21 protein-coding genes are annotated in these 21,982 nt (G+C 41.3%); 15 read left to right on the top strand and 6 right to left on the bottom strand.

What is annotated here, in order from left to right; translation table 11 throughout:
- The first annotated feature begins 20 nt into the window (after positions 1–20).
- The 4 genes from htpG to SPD53_RS04665 all read left to right on the top strand — a co-directional run bounded on the left by htpG (position 21) and on the right by SPD53_RS04665 (position 4,283).
- Positions 21–1,904, top strand: a complete 1,884-nt coding sequence (gene htpG, locus SPD53_RS04680) for a molecular chaperone HtpG (RefSeq protein ID WP_156856210.1) — start codon at positions 21–23, stop codon at positions 1,902–1,904.
- 1,043 nt (positions 1,905–2,947) lie between these two features.
- A complete protein-coding gene (locus SPD53_RS04675; protein ID WP_156856211.1) occupies positions 2,948–3,559 on the top strand; it encodes a TetR/AcrR family transcriptional regulator in 612 nt (203 codons plus the stop codon).
- 25 nt (positions 3,560–3,584) lie between these two features.
- On the top strand, positions 3,585–3,995 hold the full coding sequence (gene spx / locus SPD53_RS04670; RefSeq protein WP_336251777.1) for a transcriptional regulator Spx: 411 nt from the start codon (positions 3,585–3,587) through the stop codon (positions 3,993–3,995).
- Between the two features lie 3 nt (positions 3,996–3,998).
- A complete protein-coding gene (locus SPD53_RS04665) occupies positions 3,999–4,283 on the top strand; it encodes a hypothetical protein (RefSeq protein ID WP_188855879.1) in 285 nt (94 codons plus the stop codon).
- A 67-nt stretch (positions 4,284–4,350) separates the two neighbouring features.
- On the opposite strand, the gene SPD53_RS04660 is transcribed toward SPD53_RS04665, so the two are convergent.
- On the bottom strand, positions 4,351–4,734 hold the full coding sequence (locus SPD53_RS04660) for a hypothetical protein (RefSeq protein WP_336251776.1): 384 nt from the start codon (positions 4,732–4,734) through the stop codon (positions 4,351–4,353).
- A 260-nt stretch (positions 4,735–4,994) separates the two neighbouring features.
- On the opposite strand from SPD53_RS04660, the gene alr reads away from it, so the two are divergent.
- Together alr and SPD53_RS04650 are read left to right on the top strand one after the other, a co-directional pair.
- Positions 4,995–6,122, top strand: a complete 1,128-nt coding sequence (gene alr / locus SPD53_RS04655) for an alanine racemase (RefSeq protein ID WP_156856215.1) — start codon at positions 4,995–4,997, stop codon at positions 6,120–6,122.
- A 321-nt stretch (positions 6,123–6,443) separates the two neighbouring features.
- Positions 6,444–7,007: an NADPH-dependent FMN reductase gene (locus SPD53_RS04650; protein ID WP_336251775.1), complete on the top strand. Its 564-nt coding sequence runs from the start codon at positions 6,444–6,446 to the stop codon at positions 7,005–7,007.
- A gap of 58 nt (positions 7,008–7,065) precedes the next feature.
- Here the strand turns inward: SPD53_RS04650 and SPD53_RS04645 are convergent, their stop codons facing one another.
- From SPD53_RS04645 to SPD53_RS04630, 4 genes are all read right to left on the bottom strand, one after another.
- Positions 7,066–7,638, bottom strand: a complete 573-nt coding sequence (locus SPD53_RS04645; protein WP_156856217.1) for a CDP-alcohol phosphatidyltransferase family protein — start codon at positions 7,636–7,638, stop codon at positions 7,066–7,068.
- Between the two features lie 456 nt (positions 7,639–8,094).
- A complete protein-coding gene (locus SPD53_RS04640) occupies positions 8,095–8,748 on the bottom strand; it encodes a lysoplasmalogenase (protein ID WP_188855875.1) in 654 nt (217 codons plus the stop codon).
- A gap of 17 nt (positions 8,749–8,765) precedes the next feature.
- Positions 8,766–9,764, bottom strand: coding sequence for a sensor histidine kinase (locus SPD53_RS04635; RefSeq protein WP_336251774.1), 999 nt, complete (start codon positions 9,762–9,764; stop codon positions 8,766–8,768).
- Between the two features lie 82 nt (positions 9,765–9,846).
- On the bottom strand, positions 9,847–10,548 hold the full coding sequence (locus SPD53_RS04630) for a LytR/AlgR family response regulator transcription factor (protein WP_336251773.1): 702 nt from the start codon (positions 10,546–10,548) through the stop codon (positions 9,847–9,849).
- A 181-nt stretch (positions 10,549–10,729) separates the two neighbouring features.
- Here SPD53_RS04630 and SPD53_RS04625 point away from each other — a divergent pair, with 181 nt between their 5' ends.
- Together SPD53_RS04625 and SPD53_RS04620 are read left to right on the top strand one after the other, a co-directional pair.
- Positions 10,730–11,482 carry an ABC transporter ATP-binding protein gene (locus tag SPD53_RS04625; protein ID WP_156856239.1) on the top strand — a complete coding sequence of 251 codons (753 nt, stop codon included), beginning with the start codon at positions 10,730–10,732 and terminating at the stop codon, positions 11,480–11,482.
- Positions 11,472–12,629 (top strand): ABC transporter permease, encoded by a 1,158-nt coding sequence (locus SPD53_RS04620; protein WP_156856220.1) that lies wholly within the window; start codon positions 11,472–11,474, stop codon positions 12,627–12,629. Before SPD53_RS04625 ends, SPD53_RS04620 begins: the two co-directional genes overlap by 11 nt.
- Positions 12,630–12,730: 101 nt before the next feature.
- On the opposite strand, the gene SPD53_RS04615 is transcribed toward SPD53_RS04620, so the two are convergent.
- Positions 12,731–13,519: an N-acetylmuramoyl-L-alanine amidase gene (locus SPD53_RS04615; protein ID WP_336251772.1), complete on the bottom strand. Its 789-nt coding sequence runs from the start codon at positions 13,517–13,519 to the stop codon at positions 12,731–12,733.
- Positions 13,520–13,740: 221 nt separating this feature from the next.
- On the opposite strand from SPD53_RS04615, the gene SPD53_RS04610 reads away from it, so the two are divergent.
- From SPD53_RS04610 to SPD53_RS04580, 7 genes are all read left to right on the top strand, one after another.
- Positions 13,741–14,745 carry a PstS family phosphate ABC transporter substrate-binding protein gene (locus SPD53_RS04610; protein WP_156856221.1) on the top strand — a complete coding sequence of 335 codons (1,005 nt, stop codon included), beginning with the start codon at positions 13,741–13,743 and terminating at the stop codon, positions 14,743–14,745.
- A gap of 238 nt (positions 14,746–14,983) precedes the next feature.
- A complete protein-coding gene (gene pstC, locus SPD53_RS04605) occupies positions 14,984–15,937 on the top strand; it encodes a phosphate ABC transporter permease subunit PstC (protein WP_156856222.1) in 954 nt (317 codons plus the stop codon).
- 2 nt (positions 15,938–15,939) lie between these two features.
- Positions 15,940–16,824, top strand: a complete 885-nt coding sequence (pstA, locus tag SPD53_RS04600) for a phosphate ABC transporter permease PstA (RefSeq protein WP_336251771.1) — start codon at positions 15,940–15,942, stop codon at positions 16,822–16,824.
- Between the two features lie 42 nt (positions 16,825–16,866).
- Complete coding sequence (gene pstB / locus SPD53_RS04595; protein ID WP_336251770.1) at positions 16,867–17,688, top strand: phosphate ABC transporter ATP-binding protein PstB; 822 nt, start codon at positions 16,867–16,869, stop codon at positions 17,686–17,688.
- Positions 17,689–17,999: 311 nt separating this feature from the next.
- Positions 18,000–18,371: a CidA/LrgA family protein gene (locus SPD53_RS04590; protein WP_336251769.1), complete on the top strand. Its 372-nt coding sequence runs from the start codon at positions 18,000–18,002 to the stop codon at positions 18,369–18,371.
- Positions 18,364–19,053, top strand: a complete 690-nt coding sequence (locus SPD53_RS04585; protein WP_336251768.1) for an LrgB family protein — start codon at positions 18,364–18,366, stop codon at positions 19,051–19,053. Before SPD53_RS04590 ends, SPD53_RS04585 begins: the two co-directional genes overlap by 8 nt.
- A 193-nt stretch (positions 19,054–19,246) precedes the next feature.
- Positions 19,247–21,874, top strand: coding sequence for a cation-translocating P-type ATPase (locus tag SPD53_RS04580; RefSeq protein ID WP_336251767.1), 2,628 nt, complete (start codon positions 19,247–19,249; stop codon positions 21,872–21,874).
- The last annotated feature ends 108 nt before the right edge of the window (positions 21,875–21,982 follow it).

Genomic DNA, 21,982 nt, shown 5'->3' with positions numbered 1-21,982 from the left:
AACGAAAGAGGAGAGAGACGATGGAAAGAAGAGAATTTCAAGCGGAATCAAAGAAACTACTAGATATGGTGATTAACTCCATCTATTCGCAGCGTGAAGTTTTCCTAAGAGAATTGATTTCCAATGCGAGCGATGCAATCGACAAACTATACTACCGGGCACTTACAGATGACAATCTCACGTTTGATAAAGACAGTTATTTTATCAAACTTGACCCGAACAAAGATACACGAACATTAACCATAACCGACACAGGAATCGGGATGACAAAAGAAGAGATGGAGAGCAACCTCGGTATCATCGCAAAAAGCGGCTCCCATCAATTTAAGGAAGAGAATGAAATTAAAGACGGCCATGACATCATTGGGCAATTCGGTGTCGGCTTCTATGCGGCCTTCATGGTTGCGGAAAAAGTAACCGTCATCAGTCGCTCTGTTGATAGTGAAGAAGCTTATAAATGGGAATCAACTGGGCCTGAAGGGTACACGATTGAACCGGCAGAAAAAGCCGAAGTAGGCACTAAAATTATCCTCAAAATCAAAGAAAATGAGGAAGAAGAGAATTACGATGAATTCCTAGAAGAATACCGACTCAAACAAATCGTGAAGAAATACTCCGACTTTATCCGTTATCCAATAAAAATGGACGTGACGGAAAGTAAGCTGAAAGAAGGCACGGAAGACGAATATGAAGACGTCATTACGGAAGAAACCTTGAATACAATGATCCCAATCTGGAAGAAGAATAAGAGTGAGCTTACCGACGAGGATTATGAAAACTTCTATCGGGAGAAGCATTATGGTTTCGATAAACCGTTAAAACATATCCATCTTTCCGTTGATGGTGCGGTCCGTTATGATGCGATTCTTTATATCCCGGAGAGCGCACCATATAACTACTATACGAAGGAATATGAAAAAGGATTGGAGCTTTATTCGAACGGCGTACTTATTATGGAGAAAAGTCCAGAGCTGCTGCCGGACTATTTCGGTTTTGTGAAAGGATTAGTAGATTCCGAGGATCTTTCTTTAAATATTTCGCGGGAAATGCTTCAGCATGATCGCCAGTTAAGAACAATTGCCAAAAACATTAATAAACGAATCAAGCAGCAACTGAAACAAGTGCTGAATAATGACCGGGAAGCTTATGAACGCTTCTACCAATCCTTTGGCCAGCAATTGAAATTCGGTGTTTACAGCGATTTCGGCCAGCATAAAGAAGTGCTGCAAGATTTGCTATTATTCTACTCATCGAAAGAAAAGAAATTAGTTACTTTGGATGAATACGTTGAGCGCATGCCAGAAGAGCAGAAATATATTTACTATGCACAAGGCGATAGCGTTGACCGCGTGGACAAGCTTCCGCAGACTGAACTTGTAAAAGATAAAGGTTATGAAATTCTATATTTCACAGACGAAATTGATGAGTTCGCAATCCGCATGCTCATGAGCTATAAAGAGAAGGAATTTAGAAACGTCTCAAGTGGCGATCTTGGCATTGAACAAGATGAGAAAGAGAAGGAAGAAGAGAAAGAAACAGAGAAGGAACACGAAGAGCTGTTTACGAAAATGAAAGAGCTATTAGGGGATAAGGTTACAGCTGTCCGTGCTTCAAAACGTTTGAAATCTCATCCGGTTGTGCTTACAGCAGATGGTGATATTTCAATTGAAATGGAAAAAATCATTAATTCCATGCCCGATGATCAGCAAATTAAAGCAGATAAAGTATTGGAGATTAATGTGGATCACGAAATTATGAATGCTTTAGAGCAAGCGAAAGAGCAAGGCGACGAGCATTTGAAACTTTACACGAATCTATTATATAACCAAGCATTACTAATCGAAGGTCTTCCAATTGAAGATCCGGTTGCTTTCACGAATGATATTTGTAAAGTGATGCTTTAATATTCTGATGGTACTTTTCCGTATATCTGGAAAGGTACCATTTTTTATCTACCTAGCTTTCGCGAAAAAATGGTACACCGCAAAAAGCTCATTAAAAATCCGCCTTGCAATTGTATTGGGTTTTTGATATGATGGAACGTAACCCAAAATTTGTAGTAAACAATTTACCATCTATGTTAGAAATTACCTCCAGACGGGTAGACTAGTTTTCATAGTCGATTGAAAGTATCTGAAAGGAAGTGATTTCATGTTATTAAGTATTATCCTACCTGTCTTATTCCTCGGCCTCATTGTCTTCATCTTGCGTCAGTCAACCAGAAGATCCTAAAACAAAAGCGAGGCTCATTCCTGGCGTATTCCGTAATAGGCCAGGAAAGACCATGCTTCTACTCCTCCTGTTTCACCCATTATGTAGCATAAATTTCATCGCTCTAGAAAATACACCACGCTCATGTATAGCTGACTACTTTCAACTTTCACAGCCTAAAATAGCGAACTATTCCCTCGCGTAGTTAGTAAAACCAACTATCCATTATGGTTTCAGACACATATAGATGTTTTTCCGATCTCCTAATACCCCTCTCAAAAGGAACAACTGACTTACTTACTTTTTTATACAGCGTAAGTGTTTGCCGTTCACTAATTAAAGAACGCTTTCGTATGTGGCAACGTCTGTATTAGCGACATCCTATGCGTCGAGACTTAGGCAGCCGCCCGCGGAAAAAGAGAGGTACCTGGAATGTGGCTCTCCAGAAGTAGGTTGCATTCAAGCCGTAATGAAAGTAATCATCCGTTCAGCTTAAAAAGCTTTTATTTAAAAAATAGTGTCTAGGTACATATTTGCAAAACTGCGGGATTCGGGAAGAAAGTAGGAGTTTTACGATAGCGATTTAAGGTAATAACTATTTAAAGAGGTAATTGTGGAATAAGTAAGTAAAAAGTTAGGAATACCCCGTATTGCATTGACAAATGACACGGTGTCATTTATTATAAAAATATAAGATGACACCGTGTCATTATCTGGTAGAAATGGAGGTAAAGGAATGCCCAAAGCAACATTTTTTAATCTGCCAGAGAAAAAGCGTCAATCCTTAATTAAGGCAATGGAAATAGAATTTTCTAGAGTTCCTTTATACGAGGCCTCCATCGCAAATATCGTAAAGACAGCAGGGATATCTCGGGGAAGCTTTTATCAATATTTCAGAGATAAAGAAGACGCCTATTACTATATTCTCAAGGAACAGGCAAGCCGTAGAAACAAACAGTTTATTCAACAACTGCATACACATCAGGGAGACTTATTCGAAGCAATCACTGCTTTTTACTATGATCTGCTTATTGAATTACCTGATGAAAAGGAGTATAACTTTTTCCGGAATGCTCTTCTTAACGTAACCCATCAGATTGAAACCATCTTCAATGAAATAATTGAAAGCAATCTGAAAAAAGATGGTATGGAAGAAATTACGAAACTAATTAATAGAGATCTTTTAAATATCGAATCAGACAGCGAACTGACCCATGTCATCCACATTATATCGGCAGTTGCATTCCGCAATTTTGTCGAGAAGTTTACGAAAGAGCTATCCGATCAAGAAGCAATTGAAAGCTTTATAGCAGAAATGAACTTATTGAAAAAAGGCATAGCAAAATAAACCAATTTGAAATGGGGTATGATATATGACAGTGACAATTTATGGAGCTGCATGTTCATCGACTAGGAAAGCGAAGCAATGGTTTACAAAGCAAAACATTCATTATGTGGAGCGGAATATTTTGAAGTATCCGTTAACCGTAACGGAACTTCAAGGAATCCTACGCATGACCGTTGACGGAACGGATGAAATTATATCAACACGATCCAAGGTTTATAAAGATCTTGATCTAGATATTGAAGCATTACCGCTTCAGGAATTATTGGAACTGATTCACAAGCATCCTCGTCTGTTGCGTAGTCCAATTATGGTTGACGAGAAGAGGCTGCAAGTAGGCTATCATGAGGATGATATCCGTCAATTCCTGCCGAGAAAAACACGCGAATACCAATGGTTGCAATGGAGATTAAATCATTTGCAACTTGCTGAAGGGTAATTTATGGCGCAACTCTTGGCTGAACAATCGTATGTGAAAGTTATTCGTACCGTCGATTCCCTCACCCAAACAAATACTGAAGAACAACGTATGATGTATTTGTATGAGGATCGACTGGTGACGAAACATCGTGAGTTTCCAATCGATACAATTCACGATTTGTCCTACCGGTTGCTCGGAACAAAAGGTGGACTGTTGTATGTACATACGAACAAAGGTGTATACTCCTTTATTGTTAAAAGCTCTCCAGAACAATTTATTGAAGTTTTTAAAGCATATAGTAAATAAGGTAAACCCTAAGACTGGGTTTACCTTATTTTTATAAAAAATCGAAAGGAATGCATGCCCTAAATAATTACTTACTTTCTGAAGCGTGCACATTCTGGAATAGATTGATAATAAACAGCACAACAGAGATTAAAAATGCAACCCCACCACCAGACACGAAAATTTCAAGAACGATTGGCGGTACATCAAGATAAATCATCATCATCCCGATAAGGAGAAAAGGTAAGCCGATTTGATGAAGCCAGAATTGTAATTTACCAAGTTGGCTATTTCCCGCTTTTGGGTAAACCGAGTAAATAACACCAATTAAACCAGTAGACAGCCAGCCGACAACATTAATATGAGCGTGCGTTGCCCCCCATTGAAGCTGGATCGTGTAAAGCATAAATAACCCAAAGCCAATTCCGATAATAAAATAAAGAGCGGCAATTTTTATCCATTTCGCACCCAACGTTATCCACTCCTTTTTTGCTGATTTCTTACGATTTTTAACTGGTTGACAGGAAAATAGAAGCAGACTGAAATGCTGAGTTACTCTACCCAACCTAAGCCTTTTTTAGCATATTTTTCAAGTGAAACAGAAATACTTCCTCATTTTTATTTCATCTCCTTCATAATATATATTGTTCCAATTGGAAAAGTATGCCCTATCCAGAGGATGTTGGGAAATGGTAAAATATAAGATAATGAAAGAACAGAGGAGTTTGTCGGATGAAACGATTAAGTTACCGAGATACATGGGTTGAAGTTTCTTTAGCTGCAATCCGAGAAAATACGCGAGTCTTTAAACAACATATGAATAAAAATAGTAAACTACTTGCTGTCGTAAAAGCGGATGGCTATGGGCATGGTGCGGAGGAAGTCGGGAGGGCTGCTTTAGCGGCTGGTGCCGATCGTTTAGGTGTCGCATTGCTTGATGAGGCGATTGAACTCAGAAAGGCTGGTATCGAAGCCCCGATTCTTGTGCTCGGTTATACGAAACCGGAAGTTGTAAAGGAAGCGATTATAAATAAAATTACGCTCACCGTTTATAGCAAGGATGTGTTGGACGCACTTGTTACCGCCTGTGAAGAATTGCAGCAAGCAGTTAAGGTCCATTTGAAAATAGATACAGGGATGAGAAGGGTTGGCGTTCAGACCAAGGAAGAAGCACTTGAATTAGTGAAGGGCATTGACAGCAAGTGGATCGAACTTGAAGGGATTTATACTCATTTTGCAGACGCGGACAATGTAGATGAAACGTATACACGGATGCAATTTGCGCGTTTCCTTGAAGTGACGGACTATTTAGCAGAACATGGTTATTCCGCCCTGCTGAAGCATTGTTGTAATAGTGCGGCAACGATTTGTTTTCCAGAGATGCACTTGGATATGTGTCGGGTTGGGATTGGTATGTATGGTCTTTATCCAGCAAAACATATGAAGAAAGTGATTAGCTTGACCCAGGCAATGACATTCCAGACGAAAGCGGTGCTAATTAAGGAAGTAGAGGCGGGAGAGTCAATCAGCTATGGTTGTACATATCAGCCCAAGAGAAAATCGCTGATTGCCACTCTTTCAGTTGGATATGCGGATGGGCTTTCTCGTCAGCTGTCCAATCGTGGTGAGGTGACGATAAGGGGGCAGCGGGTGCCGATTGTCGGGAGAATCTGTATGGATCAGACGATGGTGGACGTAACAAGTATTGACGAGGTACAGGATAACGATATTATAACGATATTTGGTGAGGAAAAAGAAGGCTACATCTCCCTCGACGAAATAGCCGAACAGCTACAAACCATCCATTACGAAATCATTTGTCTCATCGGGAAACGTGTTCCAAGAGTTTATATTGGGTAAAGTGAAACTCATTCAGTGGGGGTATCCTTACCTCCCCGCTGAATGTAAGTTGAACAGAATAGGAATTTACGGACTGTTTATCCCCATCCTTCACATATTGGGTTTCCCCCATGTTTAGAGGAGGGGGTATTACAGACCGTTAATACGTGATAAAATAAAAATTCGCTCTGCGCCTATGTTATTAAACTTACAAATGATAAGTAAATAATAAAAGAGAACAAAAAGATTGCAACATGAAAAAAATCATGGTATATTAATAAGCGTAATTCATTTATATTGAATTAAACTAAAAGTAAGTTATAGATAACAGGGGGAATTCGAGTGTTAAAAATTGGTATTATTTTAGGAAGTGTTCGTGAAGGACGTAATGGGGAACAAGTAGCAAATTGGACACTTGACTTTGCGAACAATCGCAAGGATCAAGATGTAGAATATGAGCTAGTAGACCTAGCGGATTACCGTTTACCATTCCTAGGTGAAAGCTTACCGGAAGCTGAAAAAGAAAAGGCAAATGCAGTTATCAAAGCTTGGTCTGATAAAATGGCTTCTTTTGACGGATATATTTTCATCACTCCAGAATACAACCATGCAATCGGTGGTGCACTGAAGAACGCGCTTGACTACTTAAATCCAGAAGTAAATAATAAAGCGGCAGGATTTGTTGGTTACGGAAGCCTTGGCGGAACCCGTGCTCATGAGAACATGCGCCTGATTCTTGGTGAATTACAAGTAGCAGACGTTCGTACTGCAGTTACATTCTCACTACTAGCTGACTTTGAAAACTTCTCCGTCTTCAAGCCAGCTGATTACCATGCAGATAATGCAAACCAAATGTTAGATCAAGTCCTTGCTTGGAGCAGTGCTTTGAAATCATTACGAGGCTAATTTGCTGACCACAAAATCCTCATGAATGATCTTATAAATGAAAGAGAAGATGCTGAGCTTAACGCACAGCATCTTCTCTTTTTTCATATAATCTCAGGAATTCCGGGATATACATCAAGAAAGAAATGGATAGGAATATACCCGTTACAATCATGAGGAATGCGATAAAATACGTATCTAGGCTGGGAAATGTAATTAAAATTCCCATCGCTAGGTAAAAAACAGCCGTTGATACTTTCCCAAACCACTTCGCTCCGTCCAATTTTTTCCCGCGTTTTAAAAGAATGAGTCCATTGATTCCCATAAACAACTCTTTCAAGACAAAGAGGATAAACAGAATCCACATATATGGATAGCGGAACAATAGACAGGCGACGATCGCTGTCTGTGTTAATTTATCTGCAATCGGGTCAACGATTTTCCCGAGTTCTGTAATTTGATTGAATGTCCGGGCAATCCATCCGTCCAATGCGTCGGTTACACCAGATAAAAGAATAATAATGCCGATAAGATAATAATCGCTTGTGTCCGTTGCATGAATGAAAAGATAGACAAATACAGGAATCAGAAGAATCCGGATGTAAGATAAAATATTTGGGATGGATAAAACTTCCCTTGTTGTTAACTTCACATGAAATTCCCCCTATGTTTAGAACTACATTACCCAACTCTTGCAACTTATAAGTTTTATAAAAACTAGGAATTACTTTCATTCAGTGTAAGAGTAACTCTTACCTGGAGGTCCGCAGTTCAGACACCTCTCGCTTTCCACAGGCGGCCGGGTTACTCCTGCGTGAAAAGCATTAGTCCTAAGCTCCCGCAGGAAGTGCTTTTCTTCCGAGGCAGACTAAGTTCGCTCTCGTATGTGGCAACGCCTGTATTATCACTTCCTGTGCGTCGAGGCTACGGCTGTACCTTAGGATGCGCATCCGTCCGCCGGGCAACTGAACGGCGATTAGTGCTCTTACATAACAGAACGTGCGAAACACTTGCGCTGAATGAAAGTAATTATACGGTTAGGTTGTTGTAAAAGTTGAATAATACCTTATAAGCATATCAAAAATAGTTGTTTTACACTCCTATTTTGCTACCAAACGATGCGCTTGTCTTGTTCAATGAGCGAGTAGAGACTAACTGCAATGAAAAATTGAGCTGCATAGTAGGGGAGCATGACAAGGGCCTCCGCAAATGGAACGGCCGCCACAAACATATTCCAAGCAAGAATCGAATCAGAAATAACGAATAACAATGCCCCGAATTGCGCCGGTCGATTGCCTGTTAAAATTGTAGCCAAGAGCATTAGTGAAATAATGATAATATAAGCAACGACTGGGACCGCAAGTACTTGCTCTCCGGCATCCGTTAACGCAGGTATAAGGAATATCCCGAAAATAATAGCATAGATACCAATTGGAATTGCGGCAAGTATCCGCCGCTTCGTGAATTTGGCAACTTTGAGGAAGCCGATAGCATAACAAATATGGGCAATAAAGAAGGCGACAAGACCAATGAGAAACCAGTGCAGTGTCGCATCGCCAATCATCGAAAAGACGAGACCAAGCATGATGAACCAATGGACGCATCTTTTATTTTCTGGAGCAATCCGAAATGCATAAAGTATAATGACAATCATTGGCAATAGTTTAAAAAAGAGTTTGAACGTAAAAGGCTCATCGGGAGCGATGAAAATATATACGAGACTAAGCGTCAGTATCATTAGCGGTAAGCGGTAAAGAACCATTGTGCTCCTCCTCGTCTTTATTCCGTGTCGACCGATTTCAAGATGGCAGGCAATTTAATTTGCAGTGTAAAGGTTTGGTTCTTATAAACGAAATCAAGATATCCTGCATGTTTCTGGGTAATCTGTGCGATAATCTGTGTACCAAGTCCCTCATGATCCCCTGATTTGGTCGTTCTCGCCTGTTTCGTAAATAAATGATCAAGTACATCGTTCGGTATGGGGAGGGTGTAATTTTTACAGCTTAAAATAAATAATCCGCTCCGTTTTGAAGTCTGTAATGTAATATGGGCCTGTTTTCCGGTCTCTTTTTGCCATTCGGCGCTTGCTTCCAGCGCATTATCCAGTATATTCCCGATTAGTTCAGTTAAATCTCGATCGGAAAGTGGCAAGCTTGAAATTGCCGCTTCGAGATCGTACGTTACTTCAATCCCATTATCTTTTCCTTTGCGGTAACTTTGATGCAGAATACCCGCAACCGTTCCTCTTTCTCCTTGAATGGACAGGTTTGTTTCCTTATACCCTTCCACAAGCTCATTTAAATACGTTGTTGCTTCTTTATGATTCTTATTTTCAAGCATATAATGCATCGCAGAGATATGTTTTAAAAAGTCATGTCTTTCTTTCCGGACGATGAGAAAGGCTTCATTCATCTGCTCAATTTCCCTTGTGTGGGAATGGATAAGCTCATCCTTATGATAAAGCTTCCGGCCCAATGTAAGTCTCATTATTTCAACGGAAAGGAAGAGGAGAAATGGAATAAGTGAAATCCGGCCAGGCCCGCTTAATAAATAGATGAATAAAACAAGTAGCTGGATACTGTATAACCCCAAATTCACCTTTGCTCCAAGCGCCTCAATCTGCACGATCATTTTTCTTTGAAGTAGAAAAACAAGGAACAAAGCTACAATAATTGATACATAAAAGGGAAAATCAAAAGGTAAAGCTCGCCCCGCAAGCTCCAAATGAAACGCGAAAAGCAAGACAACACTCACCCAATAAAGACGCACAATCCCCATTTCCAACCTCCTATCAATCGGGACAACTGCTCTGACCCCGTGTCCCGCACTGGGACAGAGGGTCAGAGCAGTTGTCCCGGTGTTAAAAGTAATTTTGCTGCAAGTGGTTGACCATTTCTTTTGTAATCATTGCGGTTTCTTCTATGCCGTCAAAGTTCACGATGAAGGAGTTTTTCGCGTAGAGCTCGAAATTTTGAATGTAGTGGATGTTGATGATAAAGGAACGGTGTGAGCGAAGAAAATCCCTTTCCCTTAGCTCTCCCTCTAATTCTTTTAACGTTTGATATGTCTTAATGGTTCCACTTTTTGTAAAAATTGTGGATGACCTGCCTGTTCGTTCAATGAAAATGATATCCTTTTTCTGGATAATATGAATGTTGTTCTTCTGTTTAATGTAAAGTCTCCCTGTAATTTCCGCTTGCCGGGACTTTTCCATAATCCGTTTAATTGATGTCGTGAGCCGATTTTTCGTATAGGGCTTCATAATATAGTCATGTACATTGATTTCAAAGGCATGAACCGCATACCCGCTGTTTGCTGTTACAAAAATAACCTCAATATGAAGCGCATGGGAATGAATAATATCTGCGAGCTCATAGCCGGAAAGATGGGGCATTTCAATATCGGCGACGAGCAGCATGATTTCCTCATCTTTAATCCGTTTATACGCTTCCTCTGCGGATGTGGTGGCGAAGACGATCTCCACATCATCAATACGTGAAACAATCCCAACCACCTTATCTAAATCAATCTGACGGTCATCAACGATTCCAACCTTCAGCATACGTGCAACACCTGTACTTTCTATTGTTTTTGACGCAATCGTTTTTCTTCATTATACCATCTCGAAGCGTGAATAAGGCATTTTCACGACATCAAAGGAATGATTCGCGACATGTCCGGTGAAAGAGACGATGGTTTTGCTTACAATGAATGTAACAAATCAAAAAAGGGATGGGAACGAAATGATTGAAATTCAAAACGTGACGAAACGATTTCAAGATAAAAAACTCTCAATAACTGCTTTAAACCATGTGTCCTTTACAGTTCATGCAGGAGAGATCGTCGGTCTATTAGGGGAGAACGGAGCAGGGAAAACGACGCTTCTCCGTTCCATCGCAACATTGCTTACACCGACAGAAGGACAAATTGTTGTAAAAGGCTATGACACAGTAAAGAAACCAGATGAAATTAAAAAGCGGATGGGTGTCTTGTTCGGCGGAGAGACTGGGCTCTATAACCGCATGACCGCTAGAGAGAATCTCGAATACTTTGCAGCGCTCTATCATTTAAGCAAGCATGAGACAAAGGTGCGGATTGATGAACTGACGAAAATGTTCGGTATGCGCGACTTTCTTGACCGGAAAGTGGACGGTTTCTCTAAAGGGATGCGTCAGAAGATGGCGATCGCTCGTGCAATCATCCATGATCCGGAAATTATTCTCTTCGATGAACCGACAACCGGACTCGATATCACCGCTTCCAACGTTTTTCGCCAGCTCGTCCAGGAGCTAAAAACACAAGGAAAAACGATTATCTTCTCCAGCCACATTATGGAAGAAGTTGATATGCTCTGTGACCATATCGCGATGATCCATAAAGGTGAACTTATCTACCATGGGGAGAAAGAGGCCTTATATGAAGAGGAAAACAGTCGGGATTTAAACTATATCTTTATGAGTAAATTAGTAAGGGGGACGGATGGCTATGCTATTTAAAATTTATAAAAAAGAAATGATTGATTCCTTCCGTGATAAGCGGACATTGCTATTAACCGTATTGTTACCGATTCTTATGATGTCCGCATTAACTTTTTTCTATGAAAGTTTGATTAGTGACGGGGAAGATGAAACATACACATTGGCTGTGGAAGAAGACATTTCCGCTGAACAGGAAACAATACTTGGAACATTGGATAAGGTGGAACTCTTACGTGCGGAAAATCCGGAACAGGCGTTTATCGATGGAGAAGTTCAAGCAGCAATTGTGTTTGCAGATAACTTTGACGCGGAAGTGCAAGCGGGAGAAGCTGGCAATGTGGAGCTGATCGGGGATACATTCAGTCAAAAATCTTCTAATCTTATTTATCTTGTAAGTGGCAAGCTTGCAGAATATGAACAGATTGTTGTCGCAGAAAGACTGCAACAAGCGAATATCGATCCATCCATCACTCAGGCGGTTGCAGTGGAGCAACGGGAGACGAACACGGAGGATAGTAATATCCAGGTGCTGGCTCTGTTGATCCCACTTATTCTATCGATTGCTATTGGAGTGGGAGCTGGTCCATCGGCAGCAGATATCTTTGCGGGTGAAAAGGAAAAGAAAACGATGGAAGCACTTCTTATGACGCCAGTAAATCGCTCTACGTTACTAATGGCAAAATATTTAACGATATCTTCTGTCGGGGTCATTATTGGAGTTATTACGCTCGCCGTCGTTGCAATTGAGGTAGCCTTCTTTACGGAACATTTAAAAGCTGCCATTTCGTTTGGTGATAACATGGTCACGATTATTGGGATGGGTGCACTTGTTACGCTAGTCTATTCATTCTTCGTTGGTGCTCTTTTAATGATTACAAGTATTGTGGGTAAGACAGTAAAAGAAGCACAAAGTTATAGCACACCGATTATGATGGTGATTATTTTCCCGGCGATGATGATTGGCGGACTCGGTGTGAATGAATTCACGATGAATCATTTTATTCTGCCATTTGTAAATATCTTTGCGATTCTTACGGAATTATTGTTTGGTGTGGTGAATTATGGGCATATATTGATGACGATTGGCAGTAATCTCGTCTGTATCATCATTATCTTCATTATCAGCAGAATCCTATTTAGTAAGGATAAATGGGTGATGAATTAAAATAAAAGACTCAATAGAGCCATATAATGCTTGAATAAAGATACTTAAACAGCCGGGCACATCATAATATGCCCGGCTGTTTTGTCGAGTGTTTAACTATTTTAAAAGATGAAGGTTTCAATCCCCATTTGCAAGATGCGTTTGCGAGCGATTTCTGCTGCAGATCGGCTCGGATAGGTGCCGGCGATGACACGGTATAGCTTTTTTCCAGTTATCGACGCTTCTTTTACCGTGGCCGGGATTTGTTTTGAGGTGAGTAGTGCTTGTCTTGCACTTGCATTTGCTTTTTGTGCATAGGAACCGGCAATTAATTGGTATCCCTCTTTACTAGAGCTAGAGCTTTTTAAGTTAAAGATTTTAACTAACCCTTCTACATGCGCGGCTGCGACTTTTTCTCTCCAGGCAGCTTGCTTCATCCACTTCGCATCTTCCGGGTGATCGATAAAGCCGTTCTCTGTTAAAATCGCCGGCATGTTTGATTCGCGCAGGACATGAAAGTTGGCCTGTTTCTTCCCACGGTTTGGTATGCCAATTGCTCCCAGGACTTTTTCGTGGAGAATCGTTTGATAGTTTCTTGTAACAGAACCTGCCGGCAATTTGTTATAAATAAAATCTTCATATCCCCGGGCTCGTCCATTAAAAGCATTACAATGAAGCGACAAGAAAAGATTTGCCCCCCAGCTGTTCGCTTCATTTGTCCTCGCACGAAGACTCTTCGTGGCATCAGTCGTTCGGCTCAATTTCACTAAAACTTGCGGATAATCACGAAGCATACGGCGAATCCGAAGCGCCAAATCAAGAGCCACTTCTTTTTCCTGCAAACCATTTCCGATCGCACCGGAATCTTCCCCACCATGTCCGGCATCAAGATAAATTTTCATCTCTTTCATCTCCCTTTCTTTTCATTATCCATCCATTTCTATAATCGAAAGGAAATGATAGAAAGGGGCATAGATTTAGAAGAAAGCTGCATATACTATAGAAGCTCCGTAAATTTACACAAGCTTTACATTCGACTAATACTTCCTTTACATTGGGACACTATACTAGTACTTGAGAGCGAAAAGCGCTCAAGATAAAATCCATCTATTATTGGGGAGGACAAAGTCGTATGAAACTCAAGAAATTCCTTATGTTCCTCGTAATCGGAGCATTCGTTACAGTGCTTGCAGCATGCGGAGGAACAGATAACGGTAATGACACAGGTTCAGAGGAATTGTCAGAAGAAACAAGTGGCAATTCAATAGAAACACAAGAAGGCGAATCCGAAGAGCTGGAAGGTATTGTTGAAATTGACGGCTCTGGAACTGTATTTCCATTAATGTCTAGACTTGCTGAAGAATATATGGTTAATGAACAACAAGGTGTATCGGTCGAAGTTAGTCGAGCGGGTACAAGTGCTGGTTTCAAACGTTTCCTGGAAGAGGGCGGAACGGACTTTAATGATGCCTCCCGTGAGATTAAAGAAGAAGAACTAGCAAAAGCAGAGGAACTTGGAATAGAAGTGAAAGAATTGAAAGTAGCACTAGATGGTTTGACAATTGTAACCCACCCAGAGAACGATTGGGCAACAGAACTGACTCCAGATCAAATCATTGGTATTTTCTTAGGTGAATATACAAACTGGTCTGACGTAAATGCAGACTGGCCGAATGAGCCAATCCGCACGTACGGACCGAATGAAAACCATGGAACGTACGAATTCTTCTATGAAAATATTTTAGAAGAACAAGACTTAAGAGAAGATGTTAACCTGCAACAAGAATATTCAACACTCGTAACACTAATTTCTGAAGATGTAAACTCCATCGGATTCTTCGGATTCGGTTACTATGTAAACAACCAAGACCAAGTACAAGCAGTTAAAGTTGATTTTGGTGAAGGTCCGGTTGAACCGACATTGGATACGATTGCGGAGGATGGCGATTATGCGGACTTCACGCGACCAGTATTTACGTATCTAAATGTAAACAACTCCAAGGAGAAGCCACAAGTCCTTGATTATGCAATCTATTGTATGGAGAATGCGGCAGACTTTGCTGGTGAAACTGGATTCGCACCAATACCTGAAGAGGAAGCAAGTGCATTGGTTGAAGAATTAGAAGCTCTTCAGTAAAATACGCAACATCATGTAAACATTAAAGATGAGGGCAAAAAATTGCTCTCATCTTGTTGTGAATTTTTCACGCATGAATGGGTTGTAGTACCCCACCTCTAAATGTGGATAAATAAAAATTTGAGAAAAGGGGTAGCCCCAGGAATCCCTGATACGGCTCAACTAACAATCCGAGGGGTGATAAAGAAACCCTACGGAATGAAGTTTCACTTTTTATTCTGGGAAGGAGTATACGGAAATGGCAGGGAACAGCGATACAAACAAAAACGCTGTGAATGTAAGAGAAATGATTGCAGAAAAGAAAAAAAGGAAAAGTCTCTCTAATTATACGGAAAAATTCATTCCAACTTTTCTTCTTCTTATCGCATCTATCTCTCTTCTGACAACAGTAGGAATTATTATAACTTTATTTACGGAAGCAATTGAATTCTTTAAGCGTGTTCCGGTTTGGGAATTCTTTACTGGAACGGTGTTGAAACCGATGAGTCAAAATCCTGAATTTGGTGTGCTGCCATTAATTAACGGTACACTGATTTCAACCTTTATCGCAATGCTCGTCGCAGGCCCGATTGGGATTATGTCGGCGATCTATTTAAGTGAATATGCATCAGACAGGGTAAGGCGGGTATTGAAGCCGCTGCTTGAAATTCTCGCGGGGATTCCGACAATCGTATATGGATTTTTTGCATTCACATTCGTTACACCACTTATCCGTAGCATTTTTCCAGAAGTAGGAGCGACAAATATTTTGAGTCCTGGTCTTGTAATGGGGGTCATGATAATCCCGATGATTGCTTCTTTGTCTGAAGATGCTATGAGTTCCGTGCCGAATAGTATGCGGGAAGGTGCATTCGCCTTAGGTGCCACGAAATTGGAGACGACGTTTAAAGTTGTCATCCCGGCAGCACTGTCTGGAATTATTTCATCCTTTGTACTTGGTATTTCACGGGCAATCGGGGAAACGATGATTGTTACGATTGCGAGTGGTAGCTCAAAGAACTTCACTTTTGACGTCACCCAATCGATGCAGACGATGACTGCTTATATCGTAGAAGTTTCTTCAGGTGACGCTCCGGCAGGCTCGACTATTTATTACAGTCTTTATGCTGTCGCAGCTACATTATTTATTTTTACGTTATTAATGAATATCCTAGCAAGATATCTCTCTCGTAAATTTAGGGAGGAGTATTGATTATGAGATATGTTGATGAAGCAGTTGTAGAGAAGCGGATGAAATCACGGGTACGCAATAATTCAATCTTAAAATTCATCTTTTTACTCTCCACCTTATTTGGCTTAATTGTCTTAGCGGTATTACTTGTTCGCGTATTCTCTCAAGGTATTGCTTGGTTGGATTGGGATTTTATAACGGGTAGATTATCGACAGACCCTGATCGTGCAGGAATTATGGGGGCAATTCTTGGAACCTCCTGGCTCATGCTTGTCGTCATCCCGGTCACTTTATTTATAGGAGTGGGAACTGCTATTTATCTCGAACTTTATGCAAAGCCTGGCCGTTTTCAAAACTTTATCGCTACAAATATATCAAACTTAGCCGGTGTGCCATCAATCGTTTATGGTTTACTAGGACTAACAATTTTTGTCCGTGCCCTTGATTTCGGTAACGTCGTGTTGGCAGGTGGTTTAACATTATCACTCTTAGTATTGCCGATTGTTATTGTTGCAGCTCAAGAATCGATTCGTGCAGTTCCTAATTTTTTAAGTGAAGCAAGCTATGGTATGGGGGCTACGAAATGGCAGACGGTGAAGAAGATTATCCTGCCAGCAGCACTACCAGGAATTTTGACGGGCTCGATTCTTGCATTATCGCGGGCAATCGGGGAGACAGCGCCCCTTACAGTTATTGGGATTCCTGCATTGCTCATCCCGTTTCCAGGTGGCTTATTCGATACATTTACGGCACTCCCGATGCAGATTTATTACTGGACACTCGATGCATCCTTAGTTGCTGAGTATACTTATCTTGCAGCTGCTACGATTATCGTGTTGCTCGTCCTATTATTCTTACTCAATTCCGTAGCCATTTTCATCCGAAATAAATTCCAACAACGCTATTAAGGGATTAATTGATTCAAGTCACGTTTTTAAGGAGAGAACATAATGAGTCAGAAAATCACGGTAAAATTAAATGATCAGGTCGTCAAAAAGACTGGCCGACAAGAAAAGAAGCGTGCTGTATTTGAAACAAACCAGTTGAATTTATGGTATTCAGACACCCATGCATTAAAGGATATTAATCTATCAATTAAAGAAAAGGAAGTCACCGCCGTCATCGGTCCATCCGGTTGCGGAAAGTCAACATATATTAAAACATTGAATCGCATGGTTGAACTTGTTCCAGGTGTTCGCACAACAGGTGAAATCAAGTATAAAAACAGAAATATTTTAGATCGAAGTTTCCGTGTGGAAGATTTAAGGACCCAAGTCGGCATGGTTTTCCAGAAACCGAACCCCTTCCCAAAGTCGATATATGAAAACATTGCTTACGGGCCGAAAATCCATGGAATTAAAAATAAAAAAATACTTGATGAAATTGTGGAAAAGAGCCTTCGTGGTGCCTACATTTGGGATGAGGTGAAAGACCGCTTGAATGAGAATGCATATGGTCTTTCGGGCGGACAGCAGCAACGACTTTGTATTGCACGTTGTCTAGCGGTTGAACCTGACGTCATTTTAATGGACGAGCCCACTTCAGCACTTGATCCGAAGTCAACGCTCCGGATTGAGGAGCTTGTTCAAGAGCTGCGTGAGGATTATTCCATCGTTATCGTTACACATAATATGCAACAAGCTGCACGCATTTCAGATAAAACGGCGTTCTTCTTGAATGGGGAAGTTATCGAGTTTGATGAAACGGATAAAATTTTCACCAATCCAAAAGACAGCCGCACCGAAGACTACATTTCCGGTCGCTTTGGCTAGAATGAATAAAACGAGGCTGGCATTCGTGCTAGTCTCGTTTTATCACGTATTAACGGTCTGTAATACCCCACTGAATGAAGTTTCACTTTATCACGCATTAACGGTCTGTAATAACCCCATCTCTAAACATAAGTGAAGCTCAAGATGTAAAGGTGGGGGATATACAGTCCGTAAATTCCTGATTCTGTTCAACTAACATTCAGTGGGGAGGTAAGGAAACCCCACTGAATGAAGTTTCACTTTATTAATAAACCTTCAACTTTCTGCTATACTTGGGATAGACGGTTTGTTGAAGGAAGGAGCTTTTGCAGTTGGTTGGCGTATTTCGCATTATTACTCATATTTTCTTCTTATATGTTTTACTCCTGATCGGGAACTTTCTTCAGGAAGTTTTTCACTTATTCATACCAGGCAGTGTCACTGGTATGCTTCTTTTATTTCTTCTATTAAAAATGGGAATCATTAAAATAAAGTGGATGGAAGAAGGGACTTCACTTTTGTTAAGACATCTCACCTTATTCTTTATTCCGGTGACCATCGGATTTATGGAATACCTTGAATTGTTTAGAGGAAAAGGGATATTCCTTCTCCTTATTACAGTAATCAGCACAGCGCTTGTCATGGGAGTTGGCGGAGCGGTTAGTGAACAGCTGGCCCGCGGAAAGGAAACACAACATGAATGAAATTGTAATCGGTATAATCGCAATTACAGCGACCATCATTATCTATTCATTTATTCTTCCTATCCATAAAAAGGTTCAATCACCGCTTACTCTCCCGATTGTCGCTGTTTCTGCGATTATGATTCTCGCTTTACTTCTCCTTGATATCCCTTATGAAACATATATGATTGGCGGTCAGTGGATTGAATTTCTGATGGGCCCGGCGGTAGTAGCGCTTGCGTTACCGCTTTATAGGCATTATGACATGCTCAGGAAATACATGAAACCAATTTTCGCAGGAGTCACGATTGGTGCCTTCGTGGGGGTAACGACAGGTCTGTTCATGGCAAAGGCGCTTGGCTTCGAGAGGGAACTGATCCTTGCACTTCTGCCAAAATCGGTCACGACTCCAGTAGCGATTTCTATTGGTGAGACATTGGAAGGACCGCTATCCTTGACAGCAGTTTTCGTTGTCATAGCTGGAGTTTCTGGGGCAATTATTAGTCCGGTTATATTTAAACTCTTTAAATTGGAGCGACCGATTGGAAGAGGAATTGGTATGGGGAGCGCTTCGCATGCAATCGGTACAGCTACGAGCATGGATAGAGACGCCTTAGAAGGTTCCATAAGTTCCATTGCAATGATACTCAGTGCGATCATCGTTTCCATCCTTGCACCGTTATGCGCCTTGTTATTTTTGTAATCCAACAATAATAGCTTGAAAGCGAGAGGTGTCTGGACTGCGGACCTCCAGGAGTAAGTTGCATACACTCACGCTGAATGAAAGCAATTCGTTTTTTGATTTTTTAGGTTTTATAAAAAAGAATAGAATGTTTGAATTGTGGTATTCATTATAGTGAACCTTTTATTCAATCCAGGAGAAAGGAACAAGCGCGATGGCATATTACCAACAGGACACAACAGAAGTACTGGAAGAACTTGAAGCAACCACGGAAGGACTAAAACAAAGCGAAGCAGAGAAACGAGTAAAGGAATTTGGCTATAACGAACTAGCAGATAAAGAACAAGTCGCAACTTGGAAATTATTTCTCGAAACCTTCAAAGATCCCATGGTCATTGTTCTGCTTGCTGCGGCAGGCATTCAGATTTTGCTCGGTGAAATCGCGGAATCGCTCATTATTTTTCTCGTACTCATTATAAACTCCGTGATCAGTGTCATTCAGACAAAAAAAGCAGAAAGCTCGCTCGAGGCATTACGGGATATGTCAGCCCCGGAAGCAAAGGTCATTCGGGATGGCACCAATACGATAATACCAGCCCGGGAACTCGTGCCAGGAGACATCGTATTGCTCGAAGCAGGAGACTATATTCCTGCTGACGGGAGAATCATCTCAAGCGAATCGCTTAGGGTAAATGAAGGCATGCTTACCGGGGAGTCTGAAGCCGTTTTGAAGAATACGAAAACGATATCTGGAGAAGCTCCACTCGGGGATCGATTTAACTCTGTTTATAGCAGTTCTCTCGTCGTAAATGGCCGCGGGAGGTTTGTTGTAACAGGTACGGCTGAACAGGCGGAGATTGGAAAAATTGCTGACCTGATTCAAACGGCGGAAGCAAAGCAAACCCCGCTGCAACAAAAACTTGAGGTGTTTTCTAAAAAGCTTGGTCTCGGCATTTTAATCCTCTGTATTTTAATTTTTGCCATACAGGCGCTGCGAATATGGTTCGGGAATTCAGAAGTAGCAACCGGAACAGCATTATTGAACGCATTAATGTTCTCCGTCGCGATTGCGGTGGCAGCGATACCTGAAGCTTTGTCATCGATCGTTACAATTGTCTTATCCGTCGGTACGAATAAAATGGCAAAACAGCATGCCATCATCCGAAAACTTCCTGCCGTTGAAACGTTGGGCAGTGCCAGTGTCATCTGTACAGATAAAACGGGAACATTAACCCAGAATAAAATGACGGTCACTGATTATTTTGTGTTAGGGAAGGAAGAGGAAACGGCCAAGAAGGCAAAGCAGATGTTGCGCAATGTTGCTGCCCTTTGTAATGACGCAAGAATAGATCCGGACGGAAATGAAATCGGTGATCCGACGGAAACAGCGCTGATCCATTTTGTCAATAAACAGGGGAAAGGATATGAAGAAATTCGGGAAACTTACGCCCGCCTCGGAGAACTGCCTTTTGACTCAGACCGGAAGCTCATGTCAACAATTCATTTGATTCAGGGAGAGCGCTTGCTCCTTACAAAGGGTGGACCGGATATTATGCTGAATCGGGCAAGCCATGTTTTACAGGCTGGCGAAGAAGTTCCGGCAACTGAAGAATTGCTCTCGAAATTTACCGAAATGAATGAGGAATTTTCCAATCAGGCCCTTCGTGTGCTTGCCTATGGTTATAAAAAGCTTCCAGAAGACACGGTGACCGTTACCGCAGAAGATGAATTTGATTTTGTCCTTATAGGTCTCACAGCGATGATTGATCCGCCTCGGGAAGAGGTATATGACTCGATTCGCGAGGCGACAAATGCAGGAATCCGAACGGTCATGATTACTGGTGATCATAAAACAACTGCCCAGGCAATTGCGAAAGATATCGGTATTGCGCGGGAAGGAGATATCGCGCTTACCGGTCAAGAATTGGACGAGTGGAGTGATGCGGAACTGGATGAGAAGTTAACATCGATATCTGTTTATGCTCGCGTTTCACCAGAGAATAAAATTCGGATTGTCCAGGCCTGGCAACGGAAAGGTAAGATTTCAGCGATGACTGGAGACGGTGTGAACGATGCACCGGCATTGAAACAGGCTGATATTGGTGTCGCAATGGGAAGTGGAACAGATGTAGCGAAAGACTCTGCTGCGATGATTTTAACCGATGATAACTTTGTTTCAATTGTCCGAGCGGTTGGTGTTGGGCGCACGGTATACGACAATATTAAAAAAGCGATCAGTTATTTATTTGCTGGGAACTTAGGAGCGATTATCGCTATTTTGTACGCGGTTATTTTTAATTTACCGAATCCGTTTACTGCCTTGCAGCTTTTATTTATCAACCTGGTAAATGATTCACTTCCGGCAATTGCACTCGGGATGGAAAAGCCGGAACCGAATATTATGGACCGGAAACCGAGGAAAATAGATGAAGGCATTTTTGAAGGTGGGACGTTACGGGCTGTCATGACAAGAGGTGTTATGATTGCGGCCGTTGTCATTATTGCCTTTTATCTTGGAATCCGTCACTCTGCGGAAATGGGGGTGGCAATGGCCTTTTCAACGCTCATCCTTTCCCGGACATTACAAACGTTTGCAACCCGTTCGAATACACAGACAGCAATCGGCGCAGGCTTTTTCCAAAATAAATATGTACTCGGCGCCGTTGTGATAGGTTTTCTCTTATACGGTATGACGACATTGCCATTTGCAAGAGAAATCTTCAATATCCCACCAGAATTTGGTTTCCGGGAGTTCGCGATCAGTATCGGACTTTCCATTATAGCCCTAATAGCAATGGAGATTGCGAAAGTTATTCAAACACGGCTAGAAAAGACCTTGTAAGCGGCAGTGAGGAAAATTCCTTACTGCTTTTTTATGTTTTAAAAATTATAAAATAATGGGATCCTAAACGGGCACATTCATCTTTATTATGAATAAATTACAGTTTAT

Origin of the sequence: Oceanobacillus sp. MO10714A, assembly GCF_037072045.1 — a bacterium.
Classification (GTDB): domain Bacteria; phylum Bacillota; class Bacilli; order Bacillales; family Amphibacillaceae; genus Oceanobacillus; species Oceanobacillus indicireducens.
The sequence above is the reverse complement of the archived record's forward strand: the minus strand, read 5'-3'. Positions and strand labels throughout refer to the sequence as shown.

What these genes read in the sequence shown, in the direction of transcription:
- htpG (WP_156856210.1), top strand. Translation starts at nt 21, where the DNA reads ATGGAAAGAAGAGAATTTCAAGCGGAATCAAAGAAACTACTAGATATG.
- SPD53_RS04675 (WP_156856211.1), top strand. Translation starts at nt 2,948, where the DNA reads ATGCCCAAAGCAACATTTTTTAATCTGCCAGAGAAAAAGCGTCAATCC.
- spx (WP_336251777.1), top strand. Translation starts at nt 3,585, where the DNA reads ATGACAGTGACAATTTATGGAGCTGCATGTTCATCGACTAGGAAAGCG.
- SPD53_RS04665 (WP_188855879.1), top strand. Translation starts at nt 3,999, where the DNA reads ATGGCGCAACTCTTGGCTGAACAATCGTATGTGAAAGTTATTCGTACC.
- alr (WP_156856215.1), top strand. Translation starts at nt 4,995, where the DNA reads ATGAAACGATTAAGTTACCGAGATACATGGGTTGAAGTTTCTTTAGCT.
- SPD53_RS04640 (WP_188855875.1), bottom strand. Translation starts at nt 8,748, where the DNA reads ATGGTTCTTTACCGCTTACCGCTAATGATACTGACGCTTAGTCTCGTA.
- SPD53_RS04635 (WP_336251774.1), bottom strand. Translation starts at nt 9,764, where the DNA reads ATGGGGATTGTGCGTCTTTATTGGGTGAGTGTTGTCTTGCTTTTCGCG.
- SPD53_RS04630 (WP_336251773.1), bottom strand. Translation starts at nt 10,548, where the DNA reads ATGCTGAAGGTTGGAATCGTTGATGACCGTCAGATTGATTTAGATAAG.
- SPD53_RS04625 (WP_156856239.1), top strand. Translation starts at nt 10,730, where the DNA reads ATGATTGAAATTCAAAACGTGACGAAACGATTTCAAGATAAAAAACTC.
- SPD53_RS04620 (WP_156856220.1), top strand. Translation starts at nt 11,472, where the DNA reads ATGCTATTTAAAATTTATAAAAAAGAAATGATTGATTCCTTCCGTGAT.
- SPD53_RS04615 (WP_336251772.1), bottom strand. Translation starts at nt 13,519, where the DNA reads ATGAAAGAGATGAAAATTTATCTTGATGCCGGACATGGTGGGGAAGAT.
- SPD53_RS04610 (WP_156856221.1), top strand. Translation starts at nt 13,741, where the DNA reads ATGAAACTCAAGAAATTCCTTATGTTCCTCGTAATCGGAGCATTCGTT.
- pstC (WP_156856222.1), top strand. Translation starts at nt 14,984, where the DNA reads ATGGCAGGGAACAGCGATACAAACAAAAACGCTGTGAATGTAAGAGAA.
- pstA (WP_336251771.1), top strand. Translation starts at nt 15,940, where the DNA reads ATGAGATATGTTGATGAAGCAGTTGTAGAGAAGCGGATGAAATCACGG.
- pstB (WP_336251770.1), top strand. Translation starts at nt 16,867, where the DNA reads ATGAGTCAGAAAATCACGGTAAAATTAAATGATCAGGTCGTCAAAAAG.
- SPD53_RS04585 (WP_336251768.1), top strand. Translation starts at nt 18,364, where the DNA reads ATGAATGAAATTGTAATCGGTATAATCGCAATTACAGCGACCATCATT.
- SPD53_RS04580 (WP_336251767.1), top strand. Translation starts at nt 19,247, where the DNA reads ATGGCATATTACCAACAGGACACAACAGAAGTACTGGAAGAACTTGAA.